The 12,152-nt window shown below is 69.7% G+C and carries 9 protein-coding genes; 4 read left to right on the forward strand and 5 right to left on the reverse strand.

Annotated features, from left to right (window positions below):
* Positions 1-95: 95 nt before the first annotated feature.
* Both G1H10_RS12035 and G1H10_RS12040 read right to left on the reverse strand, forming a co-directional pair.
* A complete protein-coding gene (locus G1H10_RS12035; RefSeq protein ID WP_163737492.1) occupies positions 96-1,613 on the reverse strand; it encodes an MFS transporter in 1,518 nt (505 codons plus the stop codon).
* Positions 1,614-1,736: 123 nt separating this feature from the next.
* Positions 1,737-2,372: a TetR/AcrR family transcriptional regulator gene (locus G1H10_RS12040; RefSeq protein ID WP_163737920.1), complete on the reverse strand. Its 636-nt coding sequence runs from the start codon at positions 2,370-2,372 to the stop codon at positions 1,737-1,739.
* Positions 2,373-2,713: 341 nt separating this feature from the next.
* On the opposite strand from G1H10_RS12040, the gene G1H10_RS12045 reads away from it, so the two are divergent.
* The gene (locus tag G1H10_RS12045) at positions 2,714-4,363 is read left to right on the forward strand and encodes an FAD-dependent oxidoreductase (protein ID WP_216853186.1); all 1,650 of its coding nucleotides are present in this window, start codon (positions 2,714-2,716) and stop codon (positions 4,361-4,363) included.
* A gap of 16 nt (positions 4,364-4,379) precedes the next feature.
* Positions 4,380-5,051, forward strand: a complete 672-nt coding sequence (locus G1H10_RS12050; RefSeq protein WP_163737497.1) for a Rid family hydrolase — start codon at positions 4,380-4,382, stop codon at positions 5,049-5,051.
* Between the two features lie 88 nt (positions 5,052-5,139).
* On the opposite strand, the gene G1H10_RS12055 is transcribed toward G1H10_RS12050, so the two are convergent.
* Positions 5,140-6,576 (reverse strand): amidase, encoded by a 1,437-nt coding sequence (locus tag G1H10_RS12055; RefSeq protein WP_163737500.1) that lies wholly within the window; start codon positions 6,574-6,576, stop codon positions 5,140-5,142.
* Positions 6,577-6,909: 333 nt separating this feature from the next.
* Between G1H10_RS12055 and G1H10_RS12060 the strand changes: the two genes are divergently transcribed.
* Complete coding sequence (locus tag G1H10_RS12060) at positions 6,910-8,031, forward strand: 3-deoxy-7-phosphoheptulonate synthase (protein ID WP_163737503.1); 1,122 nt, start codon at positions 6,910-6,912, stop codon at positions 8,029-8,031.
* 55 nt (positions 8,032-8,086) lie between these two features.
* Here G1H10_RS12060 and ggt read toward each other — a convergent pair whose 3' ends face one another.
* Entirely contained in the window at positions 8,087-9,934 is a 1,848-nt protein-coding gene (ggt, locus tag G1H10_RS12065) for a gamma-glutamyltransferase (protein WP_163737506.1), read from the reverse strand.
* 82 nt (positions 9,935-10,016) lie between these two features.
* Positions 10,017-10,640: a TetR/AcrR family transcriptional regulator gene (locus G1H10_RS12070; protein ID WP_163737508.1), complete on the reverse strand. Its 624-nt coding sequence runs from the start codon at positions 10,638-10,640 to the stop codon at positions 10,017-10,019.
* A gap of 97 nt (positions 10,641-10,737) precedes the next feature.
* On the opposite strand from G1H10_RS12070, the gene G1H10_RS12075 reads away from it, so the two are divergent.
* The gene (locus G1H10_RS12075) at positions 10,738-12,147 is read left to right on the forward strand and encodes an MFS transporter (protein ID WP_163737511.1); all 1,410 of its coding nucleotides are present in this window, start codon (positions 10,738-10,740) and stop codon (positions 12,145-12,147) included.
* Positions 12,148-12,152: the final 5 nt, after the last annotated feature.

Below are 12,152 nucleotides of genomic sequence, written 5' to 3' on the forward strand. Positions count from 1 at the left end.
CCGCGGCACAGACGGTGCCACGGCCCCGGCGCTTCGTCGGTCCGCCCCTCTCCGGTGCTCGGCCGGCTTCGCAGCCGATGCGCCGGCAGCCCCGCTCAGTGCACCATCGCCGGCGCCAGCTCCTCGTCGCCCTCGGCCACGGTCTGTCCACCCAGCTTCCCGGCGTTGATCAGGACAAAGGCCACCAGCGAGGAGAGCGCGACGATCGCCGTCGCCCACCAAATGGCGGTGGAGTAGCCGTGCACTTGACCCTCGATCTGCACCAGCTCCGGCGAGGACGCACCGGCGATGTTCGAGGTGATGTACGTCGTCGCCGCACTGGCCGCGATCGTGTTCAGCAAGGCCGTACCGATCGCCCCACCGATCTGCTGCGATGTGTTGATCATCGCAGAGGCGATGCCGGCGTCGCGTGGTTCCACACCGTGGGTCGACAGGCTCATGGCCGGCATGAAGGTGGTGCCCAGGCCGAGGCCGAGAAGGATCTCCGCAGGCAGGATCAGGCCGACGTACGAGCTGTCGATACCTAGCTGGGTCAGGATCAACATGCCCACCGCAGCCACCAGAAGGCCCGGCCCCATCAGGTATCGCGGCTGAATCCGGACCATGAGCCGGGCGCCGATCTGAGTGGACCCGATCACCATGCCGGCCACCATCGGAAGGAACGCCACACCGGTCCTGATCGGGCTGTAGCCCTTCACCAGCTGCATGTAGTAGGTCAGGAACAGGAACAGCCCGAACATGGCGATGATGGCCAGTCCCAGCGCCAGGTACGAGCCTCCGCGGTTACGGTCGAGCACCACTCGCAGGGGCAGCAGCGGCGCGGCTGTCCGCCGCTCGACCGCGATGAAGGCAGCGAGCAGAACGGCGGTCACCACGAACATCGAGAGTGTGACACCGTCACCCCAGCCTTCGGACTCCGCCCGGGTGAAGCCGTATACCAGCGCGACGAGCCCGAGCGTGCCGAGCAGCGTCCCCGGAATATCGAGCGGCGAGCGGTTACGGGTGCCCTTGGGCTCGACGACGAAGGCCGTGGCTCCCACGAACGCGACGGCCGCGATCGGGATGTTGACGAAGAACACCCAGCGCCAGTCCATGTACTCGGTCAGCAGGCCGCCGAGGACCAGGCCGACACCGGCGCCGCCACCGGCGATGGCGCCGAAGATACCGAACGCCTTGGCGCGTTCCTTGCCGTCGATGAACATCACCGTCAGCAGCGACAGCGCGGCCGGCGCGAGGAGTGCGCCGAAGACGCCCTGGAGCGCGCGGGAGGCGAACATCATGCCTTCGTTCACAGCGGCGCCACCGATCGCGGACGCACCTGCGAAGCCGATGAGGCCCGTGAGGAAGGTGTTCTTCCGGCCCCACATGTCGGCTATACGACCACCCAGGAGCAGGAGGCTACCGAAGGCGAGCGCGTACGCAGTGATGACCCATTGCCGGTTGCCATCGGAGATCCCGAGGTCTGCCTGGGCCGACGGGAGAGCGATATTCACGATGGTCGCGTCGAGCACGACCATGAGCTGGGCGATGGAGATGATCGCCAACGCCCGCCAACGCCGTGGATCGGGTTGCTGAGCAACCTGATCCTGCGCAGGCTGGGATGTTTCGGACATGCGTGATCACCAATCTGCTTGAGAAGTGAGAGATGAGGACAGAACCGCCCCGCGGGACGCGCCGCGCGAACGCCTCCCGTGAGGGTGAACTACGGATGATGAGGGGTGCGGTGGTGTTCTAAATCAGGTGTTGCGCCGCTCCAGGTCTTCCATGGTGACGGGAACCCCGGGCAGCACTGACCGGGCGGGATTGTGCAGGCCGTCCACGAATAGCTGCAGGTGGCGACGGGCGTATCGCTCAACGAAATCGCAGCCGGTCCCGGCCAGTGGCCTGCTCAGCTGAGCGATCGCCACCATCAGATCACCGAGGGCGACGTCGGGTCGCAGCTGGCCGGACCGTCGCGCCCGTTCCATCAGTGCGTTGATGGCGTCTTCCACGCGACGACGGATCGCCACGAAGTCGGGGGCGCTCTTGTCGAAGTCTTCCATGATCATCGAACACAGTGCGCTGGGCCCTTCCTCAGCCGCGTCGTAGATGAACGCCCGCAACGCCTCGAACGGATCGCCGTCGGCATCCAGGGCGACCTCCGCCCGCTCGGCGACCCGCGTCATCGTGTGCAGGACAACCTGCCGCAGGAGCTCCGCTCGGTTGTCGAAGTGGCGGTAGACCGTCGCGTTCCCGACGCCGGCGCGATGCGCGATGGTGTCGAGCGGCACGTCCGGGCCGAACTCGCCGATCACCTCGCGCGCCGCCTCGACGATCCGCTCCCGATTGCGAGAGGCATCTGCCCGCATGCCCGCCTTGCGTGGCGCGGTCATCGTCCCGGTCACGGCGTCTCCCTTCGGTGGATGTGCGAACCGGGGACTTACTCCCCGCTTCGATCGCGACATTGAGCTAAACGGGGAGAGACTCCCCGCTATTTCACCGTGACGGTGTGACGTGAGTCACATCTACGACGAGTGTCATGCGCGAGCGCCCCAGACGCTACTGATATCTCGTTACCCACCGCTTACGCCAACGAAATTATTCGGGCAATCCGGATAGATGAGGATCGGCCTACCGAATTCCGCACGTCAGGCGAAACCGCCGGATGACGAGTGTCGCCGACGTCACGTCGTCGCCCCGGCGCGCCAGCACGTGCATACCTACGGGAGGCCGAGTGAGCACAGCCCCGGGAACATCCTCGCCAGTACGGTCCACACCGGGAACGCCGGATGGATTGAGCCGGCGGACCTTCCTGACCCGCGTCGGGATCGCCGGTGGTGCCAGCGCCCTGTACGGATCGATGGCCGCGCTGGGCCTGGTCGCCACGCCCGCGAACGCTCAGCCGGTGGACTTCCGTCCACCCCGCCAGGGCGACCTCTCGCCGAGCGCGCGTAAGCGCACCAAGGTCGTCATCCTCGGCGCCGGTATCGCGGGATTGACCGCTGCGTACGAACTGCAGAAGGCCGGTTACGAGTGCCACATCCTCGAGGCGCGCGACCGTCCCGGCGGCCGCGCCCGCACCATCCGGGGCGGCGACTCGCTGACCGACACCGACGGCGTCACTCAAACCGCCGAGTTCGCCGACGGCCACTACTTCAACGCCGGCCCGGCCCGGATCCCGAACCACCATGTCACCCTGGACTACTGCCGGGAGCTGGGCGTCGAGATCCAGGCCCTGGTCAACGCCAACGCGGAGAGCTTCTTCTACCACGAGAACACCGGCTCCACGGACTACGGGCCGCTTGCCGGCACCCCGGTGACACATCGCCAGGCCAAGGCGGACTACTACGGCTACATCTCCGAACTGCTCCTGCAAGCTCTGGATCAGGGCGCTCTCGACGACACGCTCAGCGCCGACGACGCCGAACGGCTCGCGTCCTTCGCCCAGAGCTTCGGCGGGCTGCAGGGCGGCAGGTACGTCGGCAACGACCGGCGCGGTTACACCGAGAGCCCGGGTGCGGGGCACAACGCCGGCGTGGTGGACGGGCCGCCACCGGATCTCTCCACCGTCCTGCAGAGCCAGATGGGAAACCGCTTCTCCTTCGAGTTCGGGTTCAGCCAGGCGATGATGATGTGGCAGCCCGTGGGCGGCATGGACCGCATCTCGTTCGCGTTCGCCGACGCCGTCGGCAAACAGAACATCACCTACAACGCGCCGGTCACCGAGATCCGCGACACCGCCGACGGCGTCACCGTCGCCTACACCACCGGACGTCCGGGCCGCACCAGGGTCATCCAGGCCGACCACTGCATCTGCACGATCCCGCCGATGGTGCTGCGGGGCATCCCGTCGAACCTGTCCACCGAGACGAAGGCCGCTCTCGAGGTACCGGTCGGCGTCAACACCGGAAAGATCGGCCTGCAGTACAAGCGCCGGTTCTGGGAGGAAGACTCGAACATCTTCGGCGGCATCACCGCCACCAACATGGACATCTCCGGGATCTGGTACCCCTCCTACGGCTACCTCGGTGAGCGGGGCGTCGTCGTCGGCTATTACTCGGGCGCCTACACGGATCTCACCGTCGCCGAGCGCGAGGAGCGCGCCGTCGCCCAGGGCGTGAAGATTCACGGCCCGGCCTATCGAGATGAGCTGGAGACCTCCTTCTCGGTCGCCTGGCCCAAGGTTCCGGAAGCGCTCGGCGGCTGGGTCAGCTGGCCCGGCGGCCGCGGCGACGCCTACGACCACCTGCTGAAGCCGGACGGGAACGTCTACTTCGCCGGTGACCACCTCAGCCACTACATCGCCTGGCAGGCCGGAGCGATCGAGTCCGCCCGGATGACTGTCATGAACCTGCACGAACGCCTCGCCGCCACCGCCGAATGAAAGGATGCCGACCCACATGCGCACCTACCTGAAATCCGGCCGCGCCCGGCTGCTCGTCGTCGCGCTGCTCTCCAGCCTGGTCACGCTCGGCATCGCCGGCGCCGTCTCGGCCGACCTGCGGTTCAAGCCGGTCAACCCCACCGAGGTCCGGTTCAACCTGCCCGAGCCGGAGGCGGCGCCCGACCCGTTCCTTGCCGGCGGCGTCTCCATCGGCAGCGGCGTACCGATCTACTTCTCCAGCGGCGTCGGGCCCGGTGGCCTCAATACCGACGCACCGGCCGGAACACCAGAACGGTATATCGACCCGGAGCAGTATCCCGGCGGCGAACTGCCCGACGGTGTGACCCTCACCGAAGCCCAAGGTATGAACGCCATGGCCCGGATCTCCGACAACCTCGCCTCGCAGGGGTTGACCCTCGCCGACGTCACCAGCATGCGGATCTACCTGCAGGCGCCGCCCGGCGCGGACCGGGCCGACTACAACGGCTGGAACCGCGCCTATCGCAAGTGGATGGCCAACGTGGACCGGGTCACCGGCGAGGTGATCGAGGCGTATGAGCCGGTCGAGTTCGCCAACGAGGTCCGGCCGTCCCGGACCAACCTGGAGGTGGCGACGTTGCCGGTGTCCGGCTGGCTGGTGGAGATCGAGGTGGTCGCCACCTATCCGCAGGGCCGGAGCAAGCGCTAGTACAACGGGATCACCGGGTACTGGCACACCGGGATCGCCGCGCACTGGCACACCGGGATCGCCGGGAACTGGGCCGGCATCCGTCCGCTCACCACAGCGGCGGACGACGGTGCCGCCACGGGCGGGCGTGCTCCAGCTGGGCGGCCAGCGCCAGCAGCGTCTCCTCGCCGCTGTGCCGGCCGCCCAGCATCACCCCGATCGGCAACGTCACGCCGTCGACGTCGGCCCAGTGCAACGGAAGGTTGATGGCGGGCCACCCGGTGAGGTTCCAGGCGCTCGTCCACGGGGTGTAGGCCGCCTGAGCGGCGAAATCCGCGGCCGGATCGTCGTCGTCGCGCAGCTCACCGATCGCCGCCGGCGGCCGGGCCAGCGTCGGCGTGACGATCACGTCGTACGGCGCCCAGGTGGCGGCCGCCTCGCGGGTGGTCACCTGTACCGCGGCCTCCGCGCGGGCATACTCCAGGCCGGTCACCGACCGCCCCCGGTCCCTCAGCCAGCGAGTCAGCGGTACCAGGCGGTCCTCCACCTCGTCGGCGACGGGCGCGCTGAGCGCCATCACCGCCCACAACGCCTCGAAGGACGACCAGCGCTCCGCCTCGAACGGCACCGGCGCCTCCTCGACATCATGGCCCAGCTCGATGAGCAGCGCAGACGTCTGCCGGACCGCCTCGACCGCGACCGGATCGACCGGCGCGTCGTCGACGATGATCGGACGGGTCAGCACGCCGATCCGCAGCCGGCCCGGTGGCCGGTCACACGCCGAGAGGAAGGTGTCCTCCGGCCCGGGCAGGGTGTAGAGGTCGCCGGGCCACGGCCGGGCGAGCAGATCCAGCGCGGCGGCGGTGTCCCGGACGTCCCGGGTGAGCACCCCGTTGATGGCCAGCCCGGCGCCGTCGATGCCGTACGGTCCCGGACTGATCCGTCCCCGCGTCGGCTTGAGTCCCACCAGTCCGCAGGCGCTGGCCGGGATGCGGATCGAACCGCCGCCGTCGCTGGCGTGGGCCAGCGGAACCATTCCGGACGCGACGGCGGCCGCTGCTCCGCCGCTGGACCCGCCGGCGGAGCGCCGCGGATCCCACGGTGTGCGGGCCGGTGGTGCGACGTCCGGTTCGGTGTAGGCCGGCAGTCCGAACTCGGGGGTGTTGGTCTTGCCGACCATCATGGTTCCGGCGTTGCGCAGCAGGGTGACGACGCCGTCGTCGAGCGGGGCGACGACCTCGTCGAACGCCGCGCTGCCCGCTCGCATCGGGACACCCGCGACGCTGTTGAGGTCCTTGATCGGGCAGGGCACGCCGAGCAGCGGCGGAAGATCGCCGCCGGCGCCGCGTCGCTCCGCCAGCGTCCGTTCCGCCGCCGCGGCCTGCTCCCGCGCCAGCTCCGGGGTCACCGTGACGAAGGCGCCGACCCGCGCGTCCAGCCGCTCGATGCGCTTCAGCGTGTGCTCGACGACGTCGGACGGCGATGTCTCACCACTGTGTACCGCCGCGGCCAGCTCGAGCGCGGTCAGCTCGTGAATCTCGGTCACGTCTTCCGACCCTACGACGCTTCGCCACCCGGCTCAGCTCGTTCCGGCCGTTCCGCGTTCGTTGTGTCCGGCATGCCCCAGCGCTCCCAGCCGGCCGCGTGTTGCCGGCTGCTCGGGGTGCTACACTCCACGGCGTGGTGAGAGTTCGTTGGTATCGGCGCTTTACGCCGGCTCCGGGTGGAGCCGGTGGCGGCGCAGGCTGACCAACCACTCACCCGGAGCCAGAAGGCAGAGACCTCGCGTCTCTGCCTTTCGTCATTTCAGGCGGACGGCCTGGGTGAGCTTCGCGGACGTTCCGTCTGATCCCATCAGAGAAGGAACGGAACCCGCGACATGTCCCAGCCAACGCAGCAGTCCTCCGCCGAGTCACGCGACGACGCCGCACACTCCCACGGTGCCGGCAGCACCGGCGACCTGCGCGTCACCGGCTTCCAGCCGCTCACGCCGCCGCGCGACCTGCTGACCGAGCTGCCGCTCGACGACACCCACGCCGAATTGGTCCGCCGTACCCGCGCCGAGGTCCGCGACATCGTCACCGGCGCGGACGACCGGCTGCTCGTCGTGGTCGGCCCGTGCTCCGTGCACGACCGCGACGCCGCGCTCGACTACGCCCGCCTGCTCGCGCCGGTAGCCGACCGGCTCGGCAGCGATCTGCGGATCGTCATGCGGGTGTACTTCGAGAAGCCGCGAACGACGGTGGGCTGGAAGGGCCTGATCAACGACCCCGGCCTGGACGGCTCCTACGACGTCCAGCGCGGCCTGCGGATCGCCCGCGAGCTGCTGTTCGACGTGCTCGGCACCGGCCTGCCGGTGGGCTGCGAATTCCTGGAGCCGATCAGCCCGCAGTACATCGCCGACACGGTCTCCTGGGGCGCGATCGGCGCCCGCACGCCGGAGAGCCAGGTCCATCGCCAGCTGGCGTCCGGCCTGTCGATGCCGGTCGGGTTCAAGAACGCCACCAGCGGCGACGTCCAGGCCGCCATCGACGGGTGCGTCGCCGCCGCGCATTCGCACGTCTTCTTCGGCGTCGACCACGACGGGCGGGCCGCCGCCGTCTCCACCGTCGGCAACCCGGACTGTCACGTCATCCTCCGGGGCGGGCAGACCGGCCCCAACTACGGGCCGGACGACGTCCGCGACGCGCTCTCCCTGCTGCAGAAGGCGGAGCTGCCGGAACGGTTGGTGATCGACGCCAGCCACGGCAACAGCGGCAAGGACCATGTCCGGCAGGCAGCCGTCACCCGGGAGATCGCCGGCCAGATCGCCGCCGGTGAGAACGGCATCGCCGGCGTCATGCTGGAGAGCTTCCTGGTGGAGGGCAGGCAGGACATCGGCGGCGAGCTGACCTACGGTCAGAGCGTCACCGACGCCTGCATGAGCTGGCAGACCACCGAGGAGCTGCTCGACGTGCTGGCCGCCGCGGTCCGGTCCCGACGCGCGACCCGAGTCTCCTGACATCGTCGATGCCATGACCTGGACAAGGTCGATAGACCGGGTACGTTCGACCACGTCACGGTTCACCCGAGGGCGGATTGAGCGGGAACAACACGTCTGCGCTGCCGCCGCCGCGTCGCTCCGGCTCGGCGACCGCCTGCAGCCGACCGTCGCCGAGGAACTCGATGCCCGTGGCCGCGCCGATCTCGCCGGTCTCGCTGAGCACGTGCCCGAGCGCCTCCAGCTCGGCGGCGAGCGGCGAGCCGATCACCGCCGGTTCGGCGAAGGTGGCCGGATTGTTCAGCTGCGACATCCGCGGCGCGGCGACGGCCTCCGGGAGGTCCATGCCGAGCTCCAGCCGGTTGAGCAGCGTCTGCAGCACGGTGGTGATGATGGTCGCACCGCCGGGGGTGCCCAGGGCCAGGAACGGCTCGCCGTCGTCGAGGACGACCGTCGGCGACATCGACGAACGCGGGCGCTTGCCGGGGCCGGGCAGGTTCGGATCGGGTGCGTCGCCCTGCGTCGGAGCGAAGTTGAAGTCGGTCAGCTCGTTGTTGAGCAGGAAGCCGCGGTCCGGGACGGCGATGCCGCTACCGCCGGTCTGCTCGATGGTCAATGTGTAGGACACCACGTTGCCCCACCGGTCCGCCGTCGTCAGATGCGTGGTTGATCCGTCCGGCGACGTCGCCGTCCCGGCCGTCCCGGCCTCGCCGCACGCGGCGTAGTCGCCGTCCGGACTGCCGGGGGCCACCGGCTTCGCGGCCGCCCGTTCCGGATCCAGCTCGCAGGCGCGCTCGTCGGCGAAGCCCTGGGAGAGCAGCTCGGCGAGCGGGACGTCGACCACGTCCGGATCGCCGACGTAGCGGTTGCGGTCGGCGAAGGCCAGCGCGCTCGCCTCCAGGTAATGGTGCAGGGCCGAGGCCTCGTCGTCGGCGGAGAGGTCGACGTTCTCCAAGATGTTCAGCGCCTCGCCCACCGTGGAACCACCCGACGACGGCGGCCCCATCCCGAAGACCTGCAACCCCCGGTAGTCCACCAGGGTGGGTTCCCGCTCGATGACCCGGTACCCGGCCAGGTCGTCGACGCTCAGCGCCCCCGGCCGCACGGTGCGGTCCGCGTCGTCGTCCACCGGCGGACTCTGCACCGTCGCGGCGATGTCCGCGGCGATCTCTCCAGAGTAGAAGACCTCCGTTCCGTGCTTGGCGATGAGCCCATACGTCTCGGCCAGAGCGGGGTTCTTCAGCTTCGTTCCGACCTCCGGGGGCGCACCATCCGGGAGGAACAGCTCGGCGGACGCCGGGAAGTCGGCGAAGATGTCGGCATTGCCCTCGACCTGGGCGCGGAACGTCTCGTCGACGACGAAGCCACCGCGCGCGAGCCGAATGGCCGGCCGGAGCGCGAAGCGGAGCGGGTAACGGCCCCACCGGTCCAGCGCCTCCTGCCAGGTCTGCAGGGTGCCCGGCGTCCCCACCGAGAGCCCGCTGACCCTCGCCTCCTGGAACGGCAGCGGTTCACCGGTCGCCTGGTCGATGAACAGCTGGTCGGTGGCGGCCGCGGGGGCTGTCTCGCGGCCGTCCAGTGTGGAGACCTCGCCGGTGGCCGCGTCGTAATGGACGAAGAACCCGCCGCCGCCTATTCCGGCGGAGAACGGCTCGGTGACGCCGAGCGCGGCGGCCGCGGCTATGGCCGCGTCGGCGGCGGTCCCGCCTCGGCGCAGCATCCGCATCCCGGCGGCGGTCGCCTCGGCGTCGACCGTGGACACGGCACCGCCGTATCCGACGGCGACCGGCTCCTTGGCCGGCTCCTTCGGCCCGCGGCCGGACGCGTCGTCGATATTGCCGTGCGCCGGGCCCAGCAGACTCGCGCCCAGCGCACCGGCCGCCACCAGGACGGCGCCTACCCGAGACGTCCGTTTCCAGGTCATCGCATGCTCCCTTGAGGCCGTCCGACACTGTGTGGCCCTAGCCTGCCTGCTTTCCGCCGGGACGTGAACCCCCAGGGCACCGTCAAACGCCGCCGTCCTGATCCCGAACGAGGACGGCCCGGCAGATGGCCCACAGATTCCGGTCGAGGTCGCCGGTCGACCACTCGCGCGTCTCCAGCCATCGGCCGAAGAGCTCGGTGCAGATCAGTCCGAACAGGACGTCGGCGGCTTCCTCGACCGTCCACGGGTGGGCGAGCCGGTTCTCGCGGTGCAGCCACTCCGCCAGCCGGCGACAGTTGCCGAGCTGTGCCTCGTTGACCGTGTCCCGGTGTCGGCGGGCATCCGCATCGTCGGCCCTCACCTGCTCGATGGCGCGGTCGACGGCCATGAGCTTGGGATGGTAACGCGCCAGGTGCCGTACCCACTCACGCAGCGCCTCGACCGAGTCGGCGGCGGCCCAGACCCGGTTCGTTGACTCCGCCAGGCCCTCCTGCTGCGCGATGTACGGGAACAGTGCGCTCACCAGGTCGGAGCGCGAGGTGAAGTGCAGGTAGACCGCGCGCCGGGTGACCCCGGCACGCTCGGCCACCGCCGCCATGCTCAGCGCGGCGAACCCATCGTGCTCCAGGATCTCCCGGGTCGCCGCAAGAAGCGCGTCCCGGGTGCGCTGGCTGCGCGCGTTCCGTGGCGAGTCTATGGATCTCATGATGCCCCAGGTGCTGATCGCGATTGACGGAACTTCTCTTAGTGTGTACTTTAACAAATACACACACTGTGTAGTTCTTGGTCTGGGAGGTGCCTTCATGAACGACGACGACGACGGCGGCGCAACGCCACGCAACCGTTGGTGGCTGGTCATCGCGGCCGGTCTTGCCGTATTCATGGCACAGGTCGACGTGACGGTGGTGCACGTGGCGCTGCCGACCATCGGGCAGGAGTTCGGCATCAGCGCGGCCCTGACCCAGTGGGTGGTGCTCGGCTACGTGTTGCCCATGGTCGCGCTCAGCCTGCCCGCCGGCCGCTGGCTGGATCGGATGGGCCGGCGGGAGGCGTTCGTCGGCGCGCTCGCCGGATTCGCGATCGCCAGCGTGGCGGCGGGTATGGCACCGAACATCTGGTGGCTGATCACCGCGCGGCTCATTCAGGGCGCATTCGGGGCGGCGTTGTTCGCCCTGCTCCCGGTGCTGGCGACCACCGCCGTGCGGCCACAGGCACGCGGACGGGCGATGTCGATCGTGATGACTCTCGGCCCGCTCGGCGCGGTCAGCGGACCGGCCCTGGGCGGCGTCGTGATCGACGCCATCGGATGGCCGTGGATCTTCTACCTGAACGTTCCGGTCAGTCTGCTGGTCATCGGAATCGCCGTCGCCCAGCTACCGGCCGGTGCGGCGCCCCGGCTGCCCGGACGAGAGTGGGTGACCGAGGCCGCTGTCCTCACCGGGGCGGCGGTCGCCGTGCTGCTGGCGCTCTCGCTGACCGCCGACGTCGGTCCGTCCTGGCTGTTCCTGGCCCTCGCTGCGGTGCCGTTCCTGCTGGTATGGCTCCGTCTGCCCAGCAGCACGCAGGTGCGGCAGCTGGTGCGCGCCCCCGGGATGCTGACACCGCACCTGGCGCTGCTGGCCGAGATGACCGCCGTGATGGCGGTCCAGTTCCTGGCACCGTTCTACCTGCACCAGGTCGGCGACCTCTCCCCCACCACCATCGGCCTGACCGTCTTGGCGTTCCCGGCCGGAGTCATGCTCTTCGGGCTGATCGGCGGGGCACTCGCCGATCGGTGGAGCCCGGCGCCGGTCGCGGTGGCCGGCACGTTGGGGGTGACCGCCGGCATCGTGCTGCTGATCCCGCTGGGCGCGGGTTGGGAACCGGTGGAGCTGGCGTGGCGCCTGGCCATCGCGGGCGCGGGCGCCGGACTGTTCGCCGGCCAGAACCAGAACATGGCCATGTCCAGGGCACCGAGGCATCTGCTGGCCACCACCGGCGCCACCACCAGCCTGGTGCGGCAGCTGGGCATCGCCCTGGGCCCCGCCCTCACGACCGTGATGTGGAGCATCGCCGGTGACGGCATCGACGGAATGCGCCTGGCGCTCGTGCTGGCAGCGGTCCTCGCAGCCGTGAGCGTCCTGGTACTCGTCCGCCGCCATGCCGACGACGAGCCGGGCACCGAGCCTCGCGACTCCGCGCAGCCCGCGGGCGCGGTCGGCCCACGCCGCTAGACTCC

Origin of the sequence: Phytoactinopolyspora halotolerans, assembly GCF_010550675.1 — a bacterium.
In the GTDB taxonomy this organism is placed as follows: Bacteria; Actinomycetota; Actinomycetes; order Jiangellales; family Jiangellaceae; genus Phytoactinopolyspora; species Phytoactinopolyspora halotolerans.

Excerpts from the sequence above, each read along its gene's own strand:
- G1H10_RS12035 (WP_163737492.1), bottom strand. The coding sequence starts at position 1,613 with ATGTCCGAAACATCCCAGCCTGCGCAGGATCAGGTTGCTCAGCAACCC.
- G1H10_RS12040 (WP_163737920.1), bottom strand. The coding sequence starts at position 2,372 with ATGACCGCGCCACGCAAGGCGGGCATGCGGGCAGATGCCTCTCGCAAT.
- G1H10_RS12050 (WP_163737497.1), top strand. The coding sequence starts at position 4,380 with ATGCGCACCTACCTGAAATCCGGCCGCGCCCGGCTGCTCGTCGTCGCG.
- G1H10_RS12060 (WP_163737503.1), top strand. The coding sequence starts at position 6,910 with ATGTCCCAGCCAACGCAGCAGTCCTCCGCCGAGTCACGCGACGACGCC.
- ggt (WP_163737506.1), bottom strand. The coding sequence starts at position 9,934 with ATGACCTGGAAACGGACGTCTCGGGTAGGCGCCGTCCTGGTGGCGGCC.
- G1H10_RS12070 (WP_163737508.1), bottom strand. The coding sequence starts at position 10,640 with ATGAGATCCATAGACTCGCCACGGAACGCGCGCAGCCAGCGCACCCGG.
- G1H10_RS12075 (WP_163737511.1), top strand. The coding sequence starts at position 10,738 with ATGAACGACGACGACGACGGCGGCGCAACGCCACGCAACCGTTGGTGG.